The sequence below is a fragment of the Candidatus Nitrospira nitrificans genome (assembly GCF_001458775.1).
Classification (GTDB): Bacteria; Nitrospirota; Nitrospiria; order Nitrospirales; family Nitrospiraceae; genus Nitrospira_D; species Nitrospira_D nitrificans.
This window is the reverse complement of the sequence record NZ_CZPZ01000001.1, coordinates 329,568-349,810: the sequence shown is the minus strand read 5'-3', so window position 1 is coordinate 349,810 and position 20,243 is coordinate 329,568. Positions and strand designations below refer to the sequence as shown.

Genomic DNA, 20,243 nt, shown 5'->3' with positions numbered 1-20,243 from the left:
TGAGCGCGACTGTATGGGGGGTGCGGTCATGTTCCTACATCTTTGCATGTGTCCGCTCCGCTGAAATGGCTTTCCACTATCTCGACGACGGAGGATCACATGTCTAACCACTTACTCGTTCTTGCAATGATTATTGGATTTCCCTTGTCAGGCTTCGCTCAATTCGTGGATAGAGGTGAATATGTGGAGGTGTCGAAGGGTGTCAAGCTGTGTTCCAATGCCGCCCTGGACACCTCGAACGGGATAATCGATCCGGAGAATCGTTTCTGGCGCGTCACGAGCAAAGCGCGCGGGAATGGCACGCAGACAGTGGACGCATTTGTCTTCGAACGTTCATACGATCGCAAAAGCGGCGAGACCACGATCGAGGAACGCCAATACGATGCCGGTTATGCCATGTTGTTTAAGAGAGCCCTGGAGCACAAAGGGATGCTGTTGATGGTCAGTCCAAGAGATGGTCAAGTTGAAGCGACCGTCGAGATTTGCAGAAAAATGAAATAGCGTGTCGATTGTGGCTCGACGTTCAGGTGACGCATGGGTAAATCGCCCTGTCCTTAATCTGAGGGGAACCTTAGGCAAGAATGGATGCATAAGGTGTGACATAGAGTCGCAAGCAATTGCCTGCAAACGATGCGCCTTCTAGGGCACTGACGGCGTGGCTCGCTTGCTTGTCCGAGCCCATTTCCACAAAACCATAACCGGCTGATTTTCCGCTGCGTTTGTATCGGACGACATGGACGCGCACGACGGCGCCATAGGTTCCGAATAAGTCGCGGAGTTGACGGTCGGAAGTCGCTTCCGCAAGGCCACCGACATACAAGATGCAGTTACTCATGATCATGTATCATGTTGGATGATACGAGCATCTCTATAGATAAGGTCTCATGCTCGTCTCGCGGTTCAACGTGGTTATGGAGGAGGGCACCAATTATTTCTGCGATAGACAACCATGCGGCCCGCACCGAGAGGATTGTGGATGAGCCATTGGACGAAGCTTTGAACAGTCGATATGGGCACGTCTTCTCTCTTCACTATGTACCGGTACGGTATCGCTCAGGCGCCGTTCCCTGTTTGGTCCGTATCTCCACGGCGCCTGGTACTGAATGATTTCTTCCTCATCTCTGGGGATTTGCTTGTCTTGGTGGTGGAACGCAAGCGGGTATCTTCTCCAAAGCTATGTCTCGCCAACGAGGCGACTTCGCGTCTGATGACGTCGATTGAGGATGTATTGTCGACCGAATTGGGATCAGTCAACCCGAGAAGTTGCCAGCGGATTTTCGGTTTATGGGCGGACTTTTTCTTTCCTGCTTTACGACTTTTCCAAACCGAAGCGAGATTCATGGATCGCCCTTCTATAGAAACACGAAGCTCAAGTCAGTGGTTGCCTGACAGAGAAACTCAATAGCTCTGTTTCAGCTCCACCAACGGACTGGCCAAGCTATCAGGATGCCAGGCCTCTGCCGTTCAGGCGGAGGAGCATCAGCTTGGTGACATTACACAGACTATCGTGTCAACACTGGGAGTGAGTACGAGGAGTGCCCGGAGAGGAAATAGCGTACAACGAGGTTCACTCTAACATGTAATTTCTGAAGGAGTCAAACCTCCTCGCGCGGCTCAGTATTGTGTAGGACACGCGACAAGGCATTGGCTTGTCAATGGTCTGCCCTCCCTCGCATTCCGAAGAACCGGTTGACGTTGGGCGGGCCATGCTGTATGGTAACGCTACATTTACCTCGTGGTGGTCCGGCGAGGAGATGTTCAAACTATATCGGACTTCGCGATCGCATCGCGACCAGGTCCAGTTTGGAGTTGCACCCTTCTCGGTTGTCTCTCCCCTCGGTTCTCTGATCCCGTCATAATGCGATCATACTGAAAGGATAACGTAGTGACTACGTCTGTTCACGCCAATTTTCACGCGCTCGGTTTGTCCGAGGCGCTTCTCCGGGACCTGGCTGATGCCGGGTTCGCATCACCCACGCCCATTCAAGAACAAGCTATTCCGCCCGCGCTCGCCGGGCGAGATGTCATCGGATGTGCTCAGACCGGGACCGGTAAAACCGCAGCCTTTGTCATTCCGATCGTCGAACGACTCGCCGCGTTGCCGAAGGGGCAGCCGCAGGCATTGATCTTAGCGCCGACTCGTGAGTTGGCACTGCAGACCCTGACTACGATCGAGAAACTCGGCCGCAGTCGCCGCATTTCCGCCACCGTCATAGTCGGCGGCGCGGATATGCAAGCCCAAGTGCGGGGCTTGCGACAACGACCGGACATCTTGATAGCGACGCCGGGCCGTCTCCTTGATCATATGTGGAACGGCACGATTGTCTTGTCCGCCATTAAGATCTTGGTGTTGGATGAGGCGGATCGGATGTTGGATATGGGTTTTGCCCCTCAAATCAATCAAATTCTTGACGCATTGCCTGAAGAGCGACAGACTCTTCTCTTCTCGGCCACCCTCCCTACGGATCTGGCTCGATTGGCTCAAGCCAGTGTGAACAATCCGGTGCGCGTCATGGTCGCGCCGTCGGCCACAACAGCCGATGGGGTCACGCAGGCGATCCATTACACATCCCATGCCGAGAAGCCCGATCTTCTCTTGTCGTTATTGAAGGCCGATCAGGATACGGCTCTGGTTTTCACCAGGACCAAGCACCGTGCCGATCGGTTGGGACGTATGCTGGGTGGCGCAGGCCATCGAGTGGCCGTGCTGCATGGAGACCGAAGTCTCTCGCAGAGACGCGCCGCGCTGGAAGGTTTTAGACGCGGGTCATTTCGTGTGCTGGTCGCGACGGATATTGCCGCACGAGGGATCGATGTCGCGAACATCGGCCACGTGATCAATTTCGATCTGCCCAATTGCCCGGAAGATTACGTCCATCGCATCGGCCGCACGGCTCGAATGAAGACGACCGGTCGCGCCACAAGTTTTGTAACAGGCGAAGACCGGCAGCAACTTCGAGATATCGAGCGTCTCCTGGGACATGCCGTCCCGCTCGCTCCGGGAAGCGGTGCTTCGTTGCCGGCGATTCAGGGCGAAGACGGTTCGGCGCATCGGGACGAGCGCTCTACTCCAAGTCGATCAAGGTTTTCCAACCGACACCGACGTCCCAACCCTCGAGTGGCTCATGCCGATTCATCCCCGCGCAAGGCTTCGCCTTCAATACATGCATAAAGTTAAAAAATAGTTCCCAAACGATACCTCGTGAGATACGGTGTGTCTCACGAGGTGGATTTGCGCAGGTCTTTAGCGGCATACAAGCGGGCACTGAAGTGTCGATGGAGCCCGGTGATCGGGTCTCGCTCACTTGCCCAAGAGCGCGGTTTCTTCCGCGATCGCACTCGCCGCTGTCCGCCTGACATAAGAATCACGTCGACAGGCTGGCATTCACGAGGCCGGCTCGGTCGTCATGTACACGGTCGACCAAGTACAACAATGTCACAGGCCCGGCGAAAGAGAAAACAACATGGACGATCTAGACTGTAAGGTCATCACCGGACAGAGTACCCCACAATTGCGCAAATATCCTCGGGTGCGTGTGTCGGCTCCGTTTCCCTGTTCGTTGGCCAGGGTCGGATTGCTGAGGAAAGGGGTGGTCGAACAGGGGCTGGGGATTGTCTACGACGTGTCGGCAAAAGGAGCGCGCGTCATGACGGAAGCGGTGATCACGCCAGGCGACCGAATCGCCATGAGGTTGAGATTGCCCAATCAGGCGGCATCGATGGTCATCGAAACCGCCACGGTTCGGTGGGCGAAAGAACACACCTACGGAGTCGAGTTTGAAAAGTTGTCTCCCAATGACAATACGCATCTCCAGGCCTTCATGACCCACCAGTCCAGGTCGGGCCCGCCTCTTGCCGTCTAATCTTCAGGCCCTCAGGGTGAGGGCCTGATATCGCTGAGCAACCTTGAAGATGCTCAACGGTCACTGTCTTCGCGTAGGGAGACGAACTGCCTGCGGAAAGTGACGACCTTCACGAGATAATCCCTCGTTTCCTGGTACGGCAGGTTATTGCGCAATCGGTCATAGACGGCCGGTGGTTCGAGGCTGTTGATGTGATTGAGGGCGGCTACGGAGTCTCCGGCAAACGTCTTGAAGACGTTCCGAGGGCCTGTGTTATAGGCCGAGATCACGCAATACTCTCTCGAGACCTCATTGTCGATCTGCTCGAGCAGGTTATACGACAAGACATTGAGATAGGCGCTGCCGAGCTCGATGTTATTCTCCGGGTCGAACAGATACTCGCGCGATGGAATCATATCTTTCCCTTTGGCTTTTCGGTATGCATCTCGGCCGCCGCTGGTTGGAACCAACTGCATCAAGCCATAGGCCGGGGCGGAACTCACGGCAAAGGGATTGAAGTTACTTTCCGTTCGAATGACGGCAAAGATGAGGCTTGGGCTGATCTTGAATTGCTCGGCAAATCGGGAGACCGTTGCTCGATATTTGTCCGCTTGTTTGTTTGAAAAGTTCGCAACCATCTTGATTTCGGTGATCAGCGCTTGCTTCGTCCCACCGTTCTGATCCACCGTCCTTGTCTTCGCGTTCTCGGTCGTCGATGTTGCGAACGCTTCCGCTTGGGCCGGCGTGCGGATCGGCTGTCCTTGTTGATCCAGCACCAATCCGAATAAATAGGGAGGCCGGTCACTGGTCAGCGTGATGGGCTTGTCGGAAAAAAGATCGACGGAGCGCGGATCGTCCGGTGTGAGCAAGGTCGTAACAATCGCGTTCTTCAAACTTTCTTTCGGCGCTTTGTCATCCAAGGTCTCTACGACGATCGTCCCGTCGTCGAAGTCGACGATGGTTCGGCTCATGTAGTTCTGGGTGTATTTCACGTACTTCTTTTGTTCCGGGACCTTCACTTCCTTCTCACCCCAGGTTTGCCGGACTCGCCCGGTCAATGCGGTCATGAGGGTGTTGAAGTCGCGTTGAATCGTCCGCAGATCCCGGATCACGGCCTCGGGGTCTCGCTGATAGGCGTCGACACGTTCTTTGAGAATTTGCTTGGGGTCTTTGCCCGTGGCAATGTCGAGCACGGTCCTGCTGGTTCGGCTGCCGAGCACTCGTTCAGCGTTGGTAAGCACACGGTCCGTGGATTCACATCCCGTGAGAATGAGCAGTGAGGCCAAGAAAAGCGACGTGATCCGCATCATAGGTGTCCGAGACTGCGCGGCGCATTCTACATGGTTGTGGGAAGAGAGTGAAGGGGGCTGGCTCCAGAAGATAAAGTGTAGTGAAGGAAGTCAGAACGCCTATTTAATGGCGACCGCTTTGACTTCTTTGTAGGTCGTGTGACCTTGCAAAACTTTTTGAATCCCGTCTTGCACCAGCGTTGTCATCCCCTCTTCGAGGGCGGTTTTGAGCATATCCTCGGTGCGCGCTTTCTGTTGGATCATCCGCTTCATGTGGTCCGTGCCCAGCAGGAGTTCGTGCAAGGCGACTCGCCCCTTGAAACCTGAACGATTGCACGTTTCACAGCCCTTTCCACGGGAAAGGCGGAACGTGTTATCTTGCTTGATGCCGAGCTTGTCCCAATACTCAATTCCGTAACCCAATCGGAGTTCTTCGTACTCTTCTTTGCTTCCGACGTATTGTTCTTTACATTCCTTGCAGATCCGGCGAGCCAACCGTTGCGCAAGCACGCCCAGCATGGCATCGGCAAAGCTGAACGGATCGCAGCCCATGTCGAGGAGGCGGGTGACCGTTTCGACGGCGCTGTTGGTATGCAGTGTGCTCATCACCAAATGGCCGGTGAGCGACGCTTCGATACCGGTGTCGGCCGTTTCTTTATCCCGCATTTCTCCTACCATGATGACGTCGGGGTCGGCCCGGAGAAATGCGCGCATGGCAGCGGAAAAGGTGAGGCCGATCTTTGGCTGTACCTGTACTTGGCGCAGGCCATACTGTGTAATTTCGACAGGGTCTTCGGCGGTCCATATTTTGATGTCCGGCGTGTTAATGTTGCCCAGGACCGAATGCAGCGTGGTTGTCTTTCCGGAACCCGTCGGGCCGACGCAGAGAATGATGCCGTAAGGCTTTTCCGAAATCTCTTTCAGCATTCTGAGGTTCCGTTCCGAGAACCCCATTTTATCGAGAGGCAGTGGTTCGCTCGCCGCGAGGATGCGCATGACCACGTCTTCGTTGTACCCGGCGGTGGGGAGGGTGGCAACGCGGAGTTCGATTTCCTTCGTCTCTGAAAGTTTGAATTTGATCTTTCCGTCCTGGGGTTTGCGGCGCTCGGCGATATCCAGGCTGGCCATGATCTTGAGCCGGGAGACGATCGCGCGGCGATAGCTCTGCGGAATCTTCATGTACTCGAAACATTCTCCGTCGACTCGGAAGCGGACCAATGTTTCGCGTTTTTCTCCGTACGGTTCGATATGAATGTCCGACGCATTCTGCCGGTAGGCATCGGCAATGATTTGGTTGGCCAGGCGGACGATCGCGCTGTCGTTTTCATCGAGGCCGGCAGCGGAGGAGTCCTCGATCCCTTCTGCCTGCGCTTCAATGACAAGTTCACCGAGAATATCGGACACATTTTCGTCGAGCTTGCGTCCGCTGCCCCCGCCGTCACTCTGCCCGGTCGCAGAGCTTAGAAATTGGGCGATGTCCCGGCGCAGACTGACGGCGAAACGAATGTTGAGACCTGGGAAGGTCCGCTTGATGTCTTGAACGCGATCAAGGTCTCCCGGATCGTCGGTCAGAATTTCGATGGCCGTACGATCTCGTTTGAGCGGCATCCAGTGGTTCTTTTTGAGATAGTCGACGTTGAGGTTCTTCAGCAGCTCCACATCGACGATGGTGCGCTCGCTGTACTCGATGTAGGGACACCGATGGAACTGAGCGAGCGATTTGCCGATATCGAGTTTCGGAATCTTGTGTTTTTCGATGAAAATACTCTCGAGATCACTCATCCCTTTTCTTGACTCGGCCATGGCCTGGTCGAGTTCATTTTGCGTGAGGCGGTTATTACTGACTAAGAGATCGAACTTGGTCGGGTTCTTTTTTGAGATCTTGCGGAGGTTGAAGAAGGCGATGCCGAGCGCTTTTGCGATCTCATCAACGGCCTCTTCATCCTTTCTGGTAAAGCGACTCCCGCTCTTCTTATTCAGGAGTTGCAGCACGCCCATCAAGTATTTGTTGTCGGCCACGATCGGATACGTCAGGACCTGCTTGGTCCTGAATCCGGTCCGCTTATCATACGATGTATCGTGGAGCAGGGATGGGTGAATGCTTTGGAGCTCCGCGATGTTGTACGCATCGGCAATGTTGACGGGGCGAAGATATTTGGCGCAGAACCCGGCGAGACTTTGTTCGGTAATGGGGATGCGCACTTCCTCCACTCCGTCGATATGAGGAACCTTAGAGAAGATTTCCTTCTTTTCCGGGTCGAACGCGAAAAGTGTCAAATCCTCCGCGTCGAATAAGCTTAAGATGTCTTTATGCAAGTCCAGAAGGATTTGATCGAGATTGCTGGCCGCATGAATCTGGGTGGTAATACGTTGAACATGTTCGGCATGATCGACCTTGTGCTGCGCGTCGTGAAGATTCTGAGTCATCGGCTTGGCTTGCATCCGACTGCGCTTTCTCTGCGGTTGAGATGTGAACCAGTCTGGGTTTGCGCTGGATTATAGGTGTCTGGCCAACAACAGATCACGGAGCTAGACCGCGAGTCTCAGTCTAAAGGAACAAGATGGGAAGGCAAGGAAAAGACATTTTCTGTCGGTGAGTTCAGGGGCAAGCGAGGGCAATTCGGCTCTGGAACCACGCGAGCGGTCAATCGGCGGATGGAGGGGCTTCGAAAGAAAGGCGCGTGAGGTGGGCGATCAGCTCACCAGGTGCGATGCGGGATTTGATCCCGGTTCGTCGAATCTTGATCTCGACAACGCCGTCTACAAGGCCTTTGTCGCCGATGACGACCTGGAACGGGGCACCGATGAGATCCGCGTCATTGAATTTGACGCCGGCTCGATCGGCGCGGTCGTCCCACAATACTTCAAGACCTGCCGCCATCAAGTCGGTATAGAGACGCGCGGCGACCTCGGTCGTCTTTTCCGAGTGGCTGACCGTCAGGAGGTGGACATGGAACGGCGCGATAGGAAACGGCCAGATGATGCCCTTCTCGTCGTGATGTTGCTCGATCGCCGCCGCGGCCGTTCGACCGACGCCGATACCGTAGCAACCCATCAGGGCAAGGCGCTCCTTGCCCTGATCGTCGAGGACGGTGGCGTTCATTTTCTGGCTGTATTTGGTGCCGAGTAAGAACACCTGTCCAACTTCGATACCCTTGGCGAGCGTCAGCGCGCCCGGTCCTCGGGGAGAAGGGTCGCCGGCTTGCGCATTACGCAGGTCAGCAAACTGTTCGACGGTGAAGTCACGGCCGAGATTGGCATTTTGATAGTGCGTATCGGCTTTGTCGGCGCCGACCACGACGTTTTTCATTCCCGCAATGGCGTGATCCGCCAGGATTCGTGTGTGCTGCAGGCCGACTGGTCCGGCGAATCCGGGAGGGGCCCCCGTGACCTGTTGGACCGTCACGGGATCGGCTAACGCCACATCCGTCACCTTGAGCAACCGCGCCAATTTGACCTCGTTCACTTCATGATCTCCTCGGATCAGCACGGCAACGGTTTCGGTCCCCGCGCGGTACAGCAGAGTCTTCACGAGTTGACGGGGTGAAATCTGCAAAAAAGCCGTGACTTCTTCCACGGTCCGGCGCTGGGGCGTATCGATCAGCGTCAGGGGGAGAAGGGGGGGTGTGTCGATATCAGATGGAGGAAGCACTTCCGCCCGTTCAAGATTGGCGGCGTAAGAACCCTGGTCGCTGTATGCCACCGTCGCCTCGCCGGTATCGGCCAGGACCATGAATTCGTGTGAGACATCCCCGCCGATGAGACCTGTATCGGCTTCCACGGCTCGAAAGGTGAGGCCGCATCGCGTGAAGATCCGGGTGTAGGCATCGTACATATTCTGATAGCTGGTCTTGGCGGCGGCCTCATCGACGTCAAAGCTATAGGCATCCTTCATGATGAATTCCCGCCCTCGCATGAGTCCAAATCGCGGGCGGATCTCGTCTCGAAATTTGGTTTGGATCTGATAGAAATTGAGGGGAAGTTGTCGGTAGGACCGCACTTCTCGCCGAAAGAGATCGGTAATGACCTCTTCATGCGTCGGTCCCAGGCAAAAATCCCGCTCGTGGCGATCCTTGAAGCGCAGAAGCTCTTTCCCGTAGTAGTCCCATCGGGCGGTTTCTTTCCACAATTCAGCAGGGGAGGCGATCGGCATCAGGAGTTCCTGCGCGCCGGCGCGGTTCATTTCTTCCCGGATGATCTGCTCGATTTTCCGGATCACGCGGAGACCGAGCGGAAGATAGGTATAGATGCCGGCCGCGACCTTTCGGATCAACCCGGCGCGCAACATCAGTCGGTGGCTGACGGTTTCCGCTTCGCCGGGATCATCCCGCAGTGTGGGAATCAACAATTGGGAGGTTTTCATGGTGTCGTAACTGTTAGGACGCGGGTTGAGCTGTGGAAGATTTCATAGCATATTCCGACAAGTTGTCCGGCAAGGCCTCGAGCGAGAGAAACCGGATGCGTCTGTGCTCTCACCCACCCGCTCCAAGCTGCCGAGACAGCTCTTCGCCTCAACAGGGTACGTTGAGGATTTCTTGAAGCCGAGAACGAAGAGAGGGACTGGTTTCAACATGCTGCCTAGCGGGAGAAGATGCGTTCCAAGTCGTTCCAGAAGGCAAAGATCATGACGCCGACCAAGAGGACCAATCCGACCTGCTGGGCAACTTCTCGTTGCCGTTCGCCGATCGGTTTGCGCAGAATGCCCTCAATCAGAAAAAAGAGCAAGTGTCCGCCGTCGAGGATCGGGATCGGCAGTAAATTGAGAACACCGAGGTTGATGCTCAAAATGGCGATCAGGAACACGACGCTGGAGGCGCCCTGGGAAGCCGCTTCGCCGGAAATATTGGCGATCGTCAGCGGTCCACCGATATTCTTGCTCGAAATATCGCCCACGATCATTTTATAGAGACCGATCGCGGTCAACTCGGTCCAGCCCCATGTGGCTTCGAGCCCTTGATACACAGCCGCTGCGGCATTGTCGGATCGCATCAATGAGCGGCCCGGTCCCGAGATGCCGATTTTCCCTACCTCGAGAGTCTGTCCGTTCACCGTCAACTTTTCACTCGTCGGTGTGACGGTCAGTGCGGTCCGTTTCCCGTCGCGGAGGACCTCGATCGTCATTGGTTTCTGCGGGTGTTCCCGGACCCGAGTCGTCATTTGCGCCCAGGTGTAGATGGCGTGCTCATCTATCGCGACCACTCGGTCGCCTGGTTTGAATCCGGCCAGGGAGGCGGGTAATCCAGGCATGACTGAGGTGACGAGGGGAGGTGTTTCCTCAACACCGATCGTATACAGCGGTTCGTCGCCGCTGGCTCCGTCTTCCGTAATCGGAATAGGAGTCACCGTCAGTGTCTTCAGTTGATCGTCTCGTCGGACTTCAAGTGAAACAGGTTGGCCCTTGCTCTTGGAGACGAGATCCAGCAATTCGGTTTTAGTCGAAATGTCTTTGCCGTTGATCTTGACGATGCGGTCGCCGACTTCCACCCCCGCCATCGAGGCGGGAGAGCCGGGAACCAGGGCTTCGACGTCGGCACTCAGATCGCGGAACGTCGGGACAAACAACGGCGCGCCAGTGGACAGCCATCCGGCGAAGATCAAGTAGGCCAAAATGAAATTAAACCCGGGGCCTGCCGCGACGATAAGGACCTTGCCCCACAAGCTCTGGTGCGAAAACGATCGCCGGCGGTCCTCGGGAGTCGTGGCTTCCGTCTCATCCTCGCCGAATAATTTGACGTACCCACCGAGCGGGACGGCAGAGACGAGATATTCGGTTTCGCCGACTCGGCGGCCGAATAACTTCGGGCCGAAGCCGATGGAAAATTTGAGGACTTTCACTCCAACCCACCGCGCGGCGAGAAAGTGGCCGAGTTCGTGGAAGGCGACCAGCACGCCAAGGACCACAAGAAACCACCAGGCTTTCTGGAGGAGCAGCCACAAGGTATCGGGGGACCAGGCAAATACGGACGTCATCGAAACTCCCTATCGAGTGTGGTCTTGTACTCTAACATTCGCTGCGGGAAATGCAACCGATCGTTAACGAGGCAACGCATGCACCAACGATTCCGCCTTTTCTCGGGCCCATCGATCCGCTTCCAGCGCATCCTCAAGGCAGGTGATCTCCTGATGCGCATGCGCCTCCATCGTGCTGCGAATGACCTGAGGAATCTCACTGAAGCGAAGGCCATGGTTGAGGAATGCCTCGACGGCGATTTCGTTGGCCGCATTCATCGCGGCAGGCATGGTGCCGCCGACTCGAAGCGACTCGTATCCGAGATTGAGACACGGAAAGCGCTCATGGTCCGGTTTGCAAAAGGTCAATCGTCCGATCTCCGTCAAATCCAGCGAGGGGAGGTCGAGGGCCATTCTGGCGGGATGGCGCATGGCGTACGAGATCGGGGTTCGCATATCCGGGAGTCCGAGTTGGGCGATCATGGACCGATCTTTATATTCTACCAGCGAGTGAATGATGCTTTCTCGATGAATCAGCACGTCGATGTCGGATGCGGAAATATTGAAGAGCCAGCGGGCTTCCACCACTTCCAATCCTTTATTCATCAGGGTGGCCGAGTCGATGGTGATCTTGGATCCCATCTTCCAATTGGGATGTTGCAGGGCCCGTTCCGGCGTCACATGCAGGAGCTGATCCTGGGACAATGTCCAGAGGGCCCCACCGGACGCCGTGAGGATCAATCGGCGGACGTCTTCAATCCGATGTCCTTCCAATGACTGAAAGATGGCACTGTGTTCGCTATCGACCGGGAAAATCCTGACTCCATGCTTCCGGGCCTCATCCTGCATCAGCTTGCCGGCCATCACCATCGGTTCTTTATTGGCCAGGGCAATGTGCTTCCCGCTGCGGATGGCGGACAAGGTCGGGACGAGTCCGGCTGCTCCCACGATGGCCGAAATCACCAATTCGGCATCCAGTTCAGAGGCCACCTGGGTGATGCCTTCTTCGCCGGCCATGATCTCAACGGGAAGATCGGCGCACCGGCTTCGGAGCAATGCCGCGGAGGATTCGGTGGAGACCGCCACGGCGAGGGGGGTGAATCGGCGGATCTGGGCTTCAAGCTTGTCGATATTACTGCCGGCCGTCAGGCCGACGACGCGGAATTCATCGGGAAACCGTTGAACGATATCGAGCGTATTGGTTCCGATCGATCCCGTTGATCCCAAGATGATAATCGACTTCATATCCTCTCCTCTCCACTCTTATAGAGGCGGTGCCAGGTCCCGAACGTAAACGACATAGTAGTAGAAGGTGGGGGCGGTGAACAAGAGACTATCGAGCCGGTCCAACATACCGCCATGGCCGGGCAAGATTCCACCTGAATCTTTGACGCCCGTGCGTCGCTTGATCATGGATTCGAAGAGGTCTCCGATGAGCCCGGTCCCCGTCAGCAGCGCGCCAAGGATCAACGCATCTAACGGCGAGAGTTGCGAGGCAAACCACCACTGAGCCACTAGGGCGGCCGCGACGGCCAGTGCGAGCCCTCCAAGCACGCCCTCAACGGTCTTCTTGGGACTGATCGACGGCAAGAGAGGGTGTTTCCCCCACAGGGTCCCGGCGTAGTACGCGCCGGTGTCAGAAGCCCATGTGACCACCGCCAGAAACAGCACGAGGAATTCGCCGGCCGGCAGCGCGCGTGTCGAGACAATGGTGCTGAGGGTGACGCCTACGTAGAGCACGCCGAACATGGTGATCAGCGCGTCGTTCCGTCGATGTTTTGCGGATGTGGCAACAAAAGAGGCCGTCACTGCGATCACAAGCGCGCCGCCGAGAAGAAGCTCGGGAAGCGTGAGCGACACATGAGATCGGGCGAGGGTCAGAACAAAGATTGCCGACCCGACGCCGACGAGGACGCGATTCAACCGTGTTTGAAAGCTGAGGCGATACAGTTCGAGCAGGGCAAGAGAGCCGACGGCGATCAACAGCAGCGTCAAGGCCCATGGAGCGAGGTGGACGATGATGACGTAGACCGCCGGGATCAGCGCAGCCGCGGTATAGAGACGCCGGAGATCGAACTGTCTGGTGCGTGCCGGTGGGATGGTCACGGATATTGAGCGGTGGGTGGTCGCGTCGGTGGCGAGTGGATGTCCCACATGGGTTAGGAAGACACAGTGCTCAACACTCGGCCGAAGCGGCGTTCCCGTTTTTGATACTCGATCAGCGCGAGGAGGAATTCCCGCCGTCGAAAGTCCGGCCACAAGGTCGACGTGAAGCACAACTCGGTGTAGGCCAGTTGCCACAGGAGAAAGTTGCTGATCCTCGTTTCTCCGCTCGTCCGGATCAGTAAGTCCGGATCCTGGAGGGGGTGCGTATAGAGGTACTGTTGAATCGTGGTTTCATCGATTTGGCTTGGTTGTACGGTTCCCGCCCGGACGTGTTCCATCAGCGTTTTCACGGCATCGACGATTTCCGCTCGTCCTCCGTAGCTGAGGGCGACCGTCAGGATCAGCTTCTCGAGGTGCGCCGTTTCCTTTTCGGTCGTGCGAACCCAATGCTGAGCCGATGGAGGAAGCAGCTCATGGCGACCGATGGCGCGGAAGCAGACGCCTTGCTCAATCAAGCTGGCCCGTTCCGTGGAAAGATAATGCTCCAAGAGTCCCATGAGTGCGCTGATTTCTTGTGTCGGACGGTTCCAGTTTTCTTGCGAAAACGCGTAAATGGTCAGGGCATGGATGCCGAGTTCCAGACAGAGGGTGATCATCTCTCGGACGGAATTGATGCCTTCTCGATGGCCTGCGATACGAGGAAGACCGCGCAATTCCGCCCACCGTCCGTTGCCGTCCATGATGACCGCGATATGTTTGGGGAGCAGATCGGGCTCCAACTTGGCGATCAATTCGCTCTCGGACAGATGGTCAGAACTTGGAGCCGGAGGATGTGCCATAGCAAGCCTAGAACGCGTTCCTCATATCCAGTGTTGGGAGGGAGAAAAGTGGGGAAAGTCTACTGTCGGGGGTATGGAATGTCAAACGCTAACTCGGAAGCGACGTCAGTCATCCGATCGGCGAGGAATCATTGCATTGCGACGGCGGAAATGAATGGGCTATACTCACCCTTCACTCAACAGAGACGAGGAGGCACCCATCACTATGCTCGAGCCGGTTCAGCTAGCCAAATTCGGTGTCACTGAACTCGAAGCTCAACAGGCACTCGATCGTTTGAACGTGAGGGATGTCGATTACGCGGATCTCTACTTTGAGTCCCGCACCGCGGAGTCTGTGTCGATGGAAGAAGGTCTCGTTAAACGCGCCGCCAAGAGTGTCTCTCAAGGAGTCGGCGTCCGGGCCACCGCCGGCGAAAAAACAGGGTTTGCCTATTCGGATGAACTCACGAAGAAGGATCTGGAGATTGCGGCCGACACGGCGCGCTACATCGCCAATTCTCCCAAAGGCGATTCCTCCGTTCCGGTGCCCACCCAGCGCCGACCGACCAGAGACCTGTATCCGATCGAGCGGGCGAAGGCCGAAGTCGCCACGGCTGATCGCGTGGCGCTCTTGAATGAAATCGATGCTGAGGCCAGACGGTACGATCCTCGCATCAAGAACGTCATGGCGTCGTTTAACACCGAATACAAGGTGGTGGCGGTTGCCACCTCGGATGGGACACTGGTCGGCGACATCCAGCCGTTGTCCCGCCTGCAGATCACCTGTATTGCCGAGGACCAAGACAATCGACAGGTCGGGAGCTTCGGAGGAGGCGGCCGGGTCGGGTTCGAGTACTACCGCGAGGACAATCGGCACTTGAGCTATGCGCGAGAAGCCGCGAGGGAGGCGATCCTGAACTTGTCCGCGGTGGATGCTCCGGCCGGGGTGATGCCCGTGGTGCTGGCCGGTGGCTGGCCCGGTATCCTGCTGCACGAGGCGATCGGACATGGATTGGAGGCCGACTTCAACCGGAAAAAAACATCGGCCTTCTCAAGCCTGATCGGGAAACGTGTCGCGTCGGATGTGTGCACCATCGTCGACGACGGCACGCTTCCGTTTCGCCGCGGCTCGTTGAACATGGATGATGAGGGAACGCCGACGAGCTGCACGACGCTCATCGAGAAGGGCATCCTCCGTCGCTATATCACCGATAAGCTCAACGCCCGCCTCATGGGGATTCCCCTGACCGGCAACGGTCGGCGTGAGAATTATCAAAGCGTGGTGCTCCCTCGAATGACGAACACCTTCATGTTGGCCGGCGAGTCGGATCCCCAGGACATTATCCGGTCGGTGAAAAAGGGGTTGTATGCCGTTTCGTTCGGCGGTGGGCAGGTTGATATCACCAACGGGAAGTTCGTGTTCTCTGCCAGCGAGGCCTACCTGATCGAGGATGGACAGATCACCAAGCCGGTGAAGGGAGCGACATTGATCGGGAGCGGGCCGGAGATCCTCACCAAGGTCTCGATGGTGGGGCACGATCTGAAACTCGACAATGGCATCGGCACTTGCGGCAAAGACGGCCAATCGGTGCCGGTCGGGGTCGGCTTGCCGACCATCAAAATCGACGAAATTACGGTCGGTGGGACTCAACGTTAAGAGAGTCAATGGTCATCAGTCATTGTCAATAGCCAGGCTAAACGAGGAGAGCCTCTCCCCAATGACCATTGACCAATGACTGAGAAAGAGAGCACGTGCTTCAAACGCGACGAAAAACAGAACCGACAACCTCCAACGGCTATGCGCAGCTGGCTGCCGATGTCTTGGCTCGCGCGAAAGCATGCGGCGCGACGGAGGCCGACATCGTGGTGGCCGATGGCGAGACCTTTTCCGTTCAGGTGCGGGTCGGCGCGGTCGATCGATTAACGAAGGCGAGAGAGAAACGGCTCGGCCTCCGCGTCTTTATCGGAAAACGTTCGGCGACGACCTCGACCTCAGACTTCTCGCAAGACTCCCTCGAGCGGCTCGTCGCCGACACCTGCACCTTGGCCAGGGCGGTTGTTGAGGATGACGTATCGGGGTTGCCGGATGCGGCTCAGATGGCCACGGACCAGCCGAGTCTCGATCTCTATGATGAGACCGTGCTCGATACGGAAACGCAGATCGATTGGGCCAAGCGCGGAGAAGCGGCGGCGTTTGCCGCCGACCCACGCATCACGAATTCGGAAGGCGCGGAGTTCGATTCCTCATCGGGACGTGTCGTGCTGGCGAACAGCCATGGGTTCGTCGGGTCTTACAAGAGTTCAAACTTTTCACTGTCCGTCTCTCCGATTGCGGCCGAGTCCGGAACCGGGGCCATGCAGCGAGATGCCTGGTACGAGGTGCAGCGCAAATTTGCCAGGCTGGCATCGGCGGAGTCGATCGGGCAGGAGGCGGCCAGGCGAGCCGTTCGCCGCCTGGGAGCGCGCAAAGTGGCGACCAAGCGAGTACCGGTGGTGTTCGATCAAGAGACGGCCGGGAGTCTGCTCGCAAACGTGTGCAGTGCCATTTCCGGCTACGGGCTCTATAAGCGAGCCTCCTTTCTGCTCGACAAGCTCGACCAGACGATTGCATCCGATCTCATGACCTTGTACGACGACGGTCGTATGGTGGGAGGTCTTGGATCTCGCCCGTTTGACGGTGAGGGATTGGCGACGCGGAAGAATACGATTGTCGAACGCGGAGTGCTGAAAAGTTACCTGCTCGACACCTATTCCGGAAGGAAACTGGGGTTGCCCTCGACCGGAAACGCATCACGGAGCGTGGGCGAGAGTCCTTCCGTCGGTCCGACGAATTTTTATCTCGTCCCGGGATTGAAGAGCGCTCAGGAGATTATCGGTTCAGTCAAGGAAGGGCTCTATGTCACCGAGTTGATCGGATTTGGCATCAATATGGTCACGGGTGATTACTCGCGAGGGGCCAGCGGATTCTGGATCGAAAACGGAGAACTGGCGTACCCGGTTGAAGAAATCACCATCGCAGGCAACCTCAAGCAGATGCTCAAGGATATTGAAGTAATCGGGAATGATCTCGTGTTCAGAGGGCGAATTGCGAGTCCGACGCTGAAAATTTCAGAACTGATGGTGGCAGGCAACTGAACAGTGATGAGATCCGATGAGATCCGAGTGGTGAGCCCTGAGTTGAAGCGTAATAAACGAGGCGATTCTCGGCTGATGGTTCAAGACTCGGCACTCATGACTCGTCGCTCAGCACTCGCGAAAGCGCAGAGGTGACCCATGGCTGAATCCATACGAGAAACGACTGTGCGGTATCAGAGTGGAAACGTGGAGATGAAGGCGTTCGTCGCGGCTCCGCAGACCAAAGAAAAACGGCCGGCCGTCATCATAGTCCAGGAATGGTGGGGGCTCACAAACCATATAAAGGATATTGCGAGACGCCATGCCGCAGAAGGCTACGTCGCCATTGCGCCGGATCTCTATTCACGCCTGGGCCATGCGCTGACGACCGATGCGAGTGAAGCCGGCACGCTCATGAATCAGCTGAAACAGGAGGATGGCCTCGCCGATTTGAATGCCACCGTGGCGTATCTGAAATCGGTCCCGGAGGCCGATGCCACCAGGATCGGCGTCACCGGTTTCTGCATGGGCGGCTCCTATGCGCTCATGCTGCCTTGCGTGAACCCAGAGATCAAAGCCGCCGTGCCGTTCTACGGCCAAGTGCCCAATCCTGACACTCCGATTCAGAAGCTGGCCTGCCCGGTGTTGTATCTCTATGGTGAGGACGATGGCTGGATTACCAAGGCGGATGTCCAGCGGCTGGCAGCGGCATTGAAGAAGTATGGGAAAGCCGGCGAGATTAAGACCTACCCCGGCGCGCCGCATGCCTTCTTCCGAGATACCGATCCGTCCGTGTATCGGCCGGACGCTGCGAAGGACGCCTGGACCAGAACCAAAGCCTTCTTCACGCAACATCTCAGCTAGCCAGCACGTACGTTGAGTTTTTGAGTCCGCATCGCCGACTTTGCGAGGCGTGCGATGTGAGAACGAAGCTGGAAGGGTTTTTCAATAGTCCGCTGGAGGACTTTCCAGCATTCTGCGGGAGTAGAGGGGGGACGAGCTATGAGATCCACATGGTGGAGCATGCTGTTTGCGGTCGCATTCCTTCCCGGCGCGAGTGCCGCAGCGGATTTTCAGCTTGTCAGTCCGACGATCAAGCATCAGGGGACGATCGGCAAGGCGCATGTCTACGACGGATTTGGATGCGCCGGCGACAATGTGTCTCCGGAATTGCGCTGGACCAACGCACCCAAGGGCACCAAGAGTTTTGCCGTGACGATGTACGATCCGGATGCGCCGACCGGCAGCGGCTGGTGGCATTGGGTCATCTTCAATATTCCTCCGGATATTTCGGCGCTCGCCGCCGGCGCCGGAAAGCCAGGCGGCCCCGGTGAGCCACAACGCGCGGTGCAAAGCATGACGGATTTCGGTGAGCCTGGGTATGGGGGCCCCTGTCCTCCTGCCGGCCACAAGGCGCATCGCTATATCTTTACAGTGTACGCGCTGAGGGCGGAGCACTTCTCGTTGAAGCCTCAGGCATCCGGCGCAATGATCGGGTACTATCTCAACCAGAATGCCTTGGCCAAAGCCTCGTTCACGGGTCTCTACAGCCGCAAGTAACGACGAGCCCGAAGATGCCGCTTGATACTGAGCTGGGAAAGAAAATGCTGCAGTTGATCACGTCTCGTTACGACGATCGGCATTGGCGAAAGCACATCGAGAAAACCCTCAGCCTCCCCCAGACCGGTGTCGCTGATTCGATCCAGCAGCAGATCTTCATGTATCTCAAGCATGGCTTGAAAGCCTACAAATCGCGCCGAGCCGATCCGGACTCCTGGATCATCGGCGGCTATGCCACGAAGGAAGTCATCACTCGCGCGAAGTTTCAGCCGCAGCTCGTCGGTTCGTCCATCAAGAAAGAAGACGTGGCATTTCTAGGCACCGACCCGGGAGCAGAGGTGACCGAAGCCTGGTGGGAGGAGATGCTTGTCCAGTGGTTCGACGTGCCGGAGGAAGAAAAGCCTGCCGAAGAAGGAAACAGCGAACCTGAGAATTCAGATTCCTCATCCACCATCAAATCGAAGGCGTAACAAGGCTCTCGCGCGGGGCTAGGCTGTTAACCGCCTCGATCCCAAGGCTCTCGCTGATCAGTTCGAGTAGATCTCGTGCACCATGCACAAAGCGAAGAAGAAGCACTCCATCATTCGCACGAGGTACGATCCGATATCCCCTGAACATAACTTCTCGAAGGTCTTGGCGATTGAACTCGGAAACGGCACGTCCGATGAGGGGAGTCTTGAGGAATGTCTCTGTAAATTGAACAATGTCATCGACGAAGGTGATGTCTTTGTGAGCCCGTCCAACCTTGGTGCAAGCATAAAAGGGGTCGGGAGTCTTTATAGTGAAACGAGCTTCTTGTACGCCGGTGATGTTATTTCCGGGCGGGTGTGCACGTGACCCTGGTTCAGATGACCACGGGGCGGTGTTGTTGAGTCGAATGATGCATATGCGCATGTGGGCCGAGAACGAATAAGGTGTCACGAAATCTCTAGATGTCCGGGCCGCAGGGCCATTCGGCTTCCTGCCATCCCCCTCTTTTGGCTAGTGCCAATCCCTAGGCATGTTCTGGCAGATTTCATCCGGCAGACTTGGGTGTCGGAGCGGGGCGAAGGGGGTTCTTGACAGCCACCTGACGGATTCTTAGACTCACGCATTTCCTTATTAGGAACACAATGCACATGATGATTCTTGTGCTGTCGTCATCCGCTCGGTCTTATCCACGACAAGGGAGTATGAAGTTATGGGCGAACCGACAGGCATCACCATGGCGTTGAACGTTCGGTTGAAACCTTCCGAGTCCTCCGCGCACCCACGTGCGGCGAACTACACGACTGTCGGGATCGCACAGGGGATGGCCTATCTCGACTTTGGCTTCATTGAGCCGACGTTGCTGGCTGCCGTCGCGAAAACTGCGAAGGACGGTCACGCGGCACCAAAGGGCTTAGACGGCCACCTTGTCACCCGCGTGGCCATGGATGTCGGTGCTCTGGCCCGCCTGCAGCAGCAGATTCAGCAGGTGTTGGTGGGGCTGCAGACACTACAGAAGACGAAGATACCGGGGATGCGAAGCACACATGCAGGATTGTAGCTGTCACGCGTATCGGGCCTGTCAGAGGATGACAGCG

At 56.7% G+C, this 20,243-nt stretch carries 18 protein-coding genes; 9 read left to right on the top strand and 9 right to left on the bottom strand.

Going from position 1 to position 20,243, the window contains the following annotated elements:
* Positions 1 to 99: 99 nt before the first annotated feature.
* Positions 100 to 501: a hypothetical protein gene (locus COMA2_RS01500; RefSeq protein ID WP_139076966.1), complete on the top strand. Its 402-nt coding sequence runs from the start codon at positions 100 to 102 to the stop codon at positions 499 to 501.
* A gap of 70 nt (positions 502 to 571) precedes the next feature.
* Here COMA2_RS01500 and COMA2_RS01495 read toward each other — a convergent pair whose 3' ends face one another.
* The gene (locus tag COMA2_RS01495) at positions 572 to 835 is read right to left on the bottom strand and encodes an RNA recognition motif domain-containing protein (protein ID WP_175304328.1); all 264 of its coding nucleotides are present in this window, start codon (positions 833 to 835) and stop codon (positions 572 to 574) included.
* A gap of 1,050 nt (positions 836 to 1,885) precedes the next feature.
* Between COMA2_RS01495 and COMA2_RS01485 the strand changes: the two genes are divergently transcribed.
* Entirely contained in the window at positions 1,886 to 3,172 is a 1,287-nt protein-coding gene (locus tag COMA2_RS01485; RefSeq protein WP_090894005.1) for a DEAD/DEAH box helicase, read from the top strand.
* A gap of 292 nt (positions 3,173 to 3,464) precedes the next feature.
* Positions 3,465 to 3,863, top strand: a complete 399-nt coding sequence (locus COMA2_RS01480) for a PilZ domain-containing protein (protein WP_175304327.1) — start codon at positions 3,465 to 3,467, stop codon at positions 3,861 to 3,863.
* 53 nt (positions 3,864 to 3,916) lie between these two features.
* Here COMA2_RS01480 and COMA2_RS01475 read toward each other — a convergent pair whose 3' ends face one another.
* From COMA2_RS01475 to COMA2_RS01445, 7 genes are all read right to left on the bottom strand, one after another.
* Positions 3,917 to 5,152, bottom strand: a complete 1,236-nt coding sequence (locus COMA2_RS01475) for a murein transglycosylase domain-containing protein (RefSeq protein WP_090894002.1) — start codon at positions 5,150 to 5,152, stop codon at positions 3,917 to 3,919.
* A 99-nt stretch (positions 5,153 to 5,251) separates the two neighbouring features.
* On the bottom strand, positions 5,252 to 7,558 hold the full coding sequence (locus tag COMA2_RS01470; protein ID WP_245630799.1) for a GspE/PulE family protein: 2,307 nt from the start codon (positions 7,556 to 7,558) through the stop codon (positions 5,252 to 5,254).
* 217 nt (positions 7,559 to 7,775) lie between these two features.
* The gene (locus COMA2_RS01465) at positions 7,776 to 9,494 is read right to left on the bottom strand and encodes a proline--tRNA ligase (protein ID WP_090893998.1); all 1,719 of its coding nucleotides are present in this window, start codon (positions 9,492 to 9,494) and stop codon (positions 7,776 to 7,778) included.
* Positions 9,495 to 9,709: 215 nt separating this feature from the next.
* Positions 9,710 to 11,101 (bottom strand): RIP metalloprotease RseP, encoded by a 1,392-nt coding sequence (gene rseP / locus COMA2_RS01460; protein ID WP_090893997.1) that lies wholly within the window; start codon positions 11,099 to 11,101, stop codon positions 9,710 to 9,712.
* Between the two features lie 63 nt (positions 11,102 to 11,164).
* Positions 11,165 to 12,325, bottom strand: a complete 1,161-nt coding sequence (locus tag COMA2_RS01455) for a 1-deoxy-D-xylulose-5-phosphate reductoisomerase (RefSeq protein ID WP_090893995.1) — start codon at positions 12,323 to 12,325, stop codon at positions 11,165 to 11,167.
* A gap of 18 nt (positions 12,326 to 12,343) precedes the next feature.
* Positions 12,344 to 13,234, bottom strand: coding sequence for a phosphatidate cytidylyltransferase (locus COMA2_RS01450; RefSeq protein ID WP_175304326.1), 891 nt, complete (start codon positions 13,232 to 13,234; stop codon positions 12,344 to 12,346).
* A 5-nt stretch (positions 13,235 to 13,239) separates the two neighbouring features.
* The gene (locus tag COMA2_RS01445; RefSeq protein ID WP_090893992.1) at positions 13,240 to 14,025 is read right to left on the bottom strand and encodes an isoprenyl transferase; all 786 of its coding nucleotides are present in this window, start codon (positions 14,023 to 14,025) and stop codon (positions 13,240 to 13,242) included.
* Between the two features lie 205 nt (positions 14,026 to 14,230).
* Here COMA2_RS01445 and tldD point away from each other — a divergent pair, with 205 nt between their 5' ends.
* The 5 genes from tldD (at position 14,231) to COMA2_RS01420 (ending at position 19,148) form a co-directional block, all read left to right on the top strand.
* Positions 14,231 to 15,661 carry a metalloprotease TldD gene (tldD, locus tag COMA2_RS01440; protein WP_090893990.1) on the top strand — a complete coding sequence of 477 codons (1,431 nt, stop codon included), beginning with the start codon at positions 14,231 to 14,233 and terminating at the stop codon, positions 15,659 to 15,661.
* A 95-nt stretch (positions 15,662 to 15,756) separates the two neighbouring features.
* Complete coding sequence (locus COMA2_RS01435) at positions 15,757 to 17,139, top strand: TldD/PmbA family protein (protein ID WP_090893989.1); 1,383 nt, start codon at positions 15,757 to 15,759, stop codon at positions 17,137 to 17,139.
* A gap of 138 nt (positions 17,140 to 17,277) precedes the next feature.
* Positions 17,278 to 17,982 (top strand): dienelactone hydrolase family protein, encoded by a 705-nt coding sequence (locus COMA2_RS01430; RefSeq protein ID WP_090893988.1) that lies wholly within the window; start codon positions 17,278 to 17,280, stop codon positions 17,980 to 17,982.
* Positions 17,983 to 18,120: 138 nt separating this feature from the next.
* Complete coding sequence (locus COMA2_RS01425) at positions 18,121 to 18,678, top strand: YbhB/YbcL family Raf kinase inhibitor-like protein (RefSeq protein ID WP_090893986.1); 558 nt, start codon at positions 18,121 to 18,123, stop codon at positions 18,676 to 18,678.
* A 14-nt stretch (positions 18,679 to 18,692) separates the two neighbouring features.
* Positions 18,693 to 19,148, top strand: coding sequence for a hypothetical protein (locus tag COMA2_RS01420; RefSeq protein ID WP_090893985.1), 456 nt, complete (start codon positions 18,693 to 18,695; stop codon positions 19,146 to 19,148).
* Here the strand turns inward: COMA2_RS01420 and COMA2_RS21220 are convergent.
* Entirely contained in the window at positions 19,132 to 19,572 is a 441-nt protein-coding gene (locus tag COMA2_RS21220; RefSeq protein WP_407919002.1) for a type II toxin-antitoxin system RelE/ParE family toxin, read from the bottom strand. The two genes, COMA2_RS01420 and COMA2_RS21220, sit on opposite strands and share 17 nt — an antisense overlap.
* 286 nt (positions 19,573 to 19,858) lie before the next feature.
* Between COMA2_RS21220 and COMA2_RS01410 the strand changes: the two genes are divergently transcribed.
* Positions 19,859 to 20,206 carry a hypothetical protein gene (locus tag COMA2_RS01410; RefSeq protein WP_090893981.1) on the top strand — a complete coding sequence of 116 codons (348 nt, stop codon included), beginning with the start codon at positions 19,859 to 19,861 and terminating at the stop codon, positions 20,204 to 20,206.
* Positions 20,207 to 20,243 lie beyond the last annotated feature (37 nt).

Bases quoted from the DNA above. Each gene is read 5' to 3' on its own strand.
- COMA2_RS01500 (WP_139076966.1), top strand. From the start codon at position 100: ATGTCTAACCACTTACTCGTTCTTGCAATGATTATTGGATTTCCCTTG.
- COMA2_RS01495 (WP_175304328.1), bottom strand. From the start codon at position 835: ATGAGTAACTGCATCTTGTATGTCGGTGGCCTTGCGGAAGCGACTTCC.
- COMA2_RS01480 (WP_175304327.1), top strand. From the start codon at position 3,465: ATGGACGATCTAGACTGTAAGGTCATCACCGGACAGAGTACCCCACAA.
- COMA2_RS01475 (WP_090894002.1), bottom strand. From the start codon at position 5,152: ATGATGCGGATCACGTCGCTTTTCTTGGCCTCACTGCTCATTCTCACG.
- COMA2_RS01470 (WP_245630799.1), bottom strand. From the start codon at position 7,558: ATGACTCAGAATCTTCACGACGCGCAGCACAAGGTCGATCATGCCGAA.
- COMA2_RS01465 (WP_090893998.1), bottom strand. From the start codon at position 9,494: ATGAAAACCTCCCAATTGTTGATTCCCACACTGCGGGATGATCCCGGC.
- rseP (WP_090893997.1), bottom strand. From the start codon at position 11,101: ATGACGTCCGTATTTGCCTGGTCCCCCGATACCTTGTGGCTGCTCCTC.
- COMA2_RS01455 (WP_090893995.1), bottom strand. From the start codon at position 12,325: ATGAAGTCGATTATCATCTTGGGATCAACGGGATCGATCGGAACCAAT.
- COMA2_RS01445 (WP_090893992.1), bottom strand. From the start codon at position 14,025: ATGGCACATCCTCCGGCTCCAAGTTCTGACCATCTGTCCGAGAGCGAA.
- tldD (WP_090893990.1), top strand. From the start codon at position 14,231: ATGCTCGAGCCGGTTCAGCTAGCCAAATTCGGTGTCACTGAACTCGAA.
- COMA2_RS01430 (WP_090893988.1), top strand. From the start codon at position 17,278: ATGGCTGAATCCATACGAGAAACGACTGTGCGGTATCAGAGTGGAAAC.
- COMA2_RS01425 (WP_090893986.1), top strand. From the start codon at position 18,121: ATGAGATCCACATGGTGGAGCATGCTGTTTGCGGTCGCATTCCTTCCC.
- COMA2_RS01420 (WP_090893985.1), top strand. From the start codon at position 18,693: ATGCCGCTTGATACTGAGCTGGGAAAGAAAATGCTGCAGTTGATCACG.
- COMA2_RS21220 (WP_407919002.1), bottom strand. From the start codon at position 19,572: ATGCGCATATGCATCATTCGACTCAACAACACCGCCCCGTGGTCATCT.
- COMA2_RS01410 (WP_090893981.1), top strand. From the start codon at position 19,859: ATGGGCGAACCGACAGGCATCACCATGGCGTTGAACGTTCGGTTGAAA.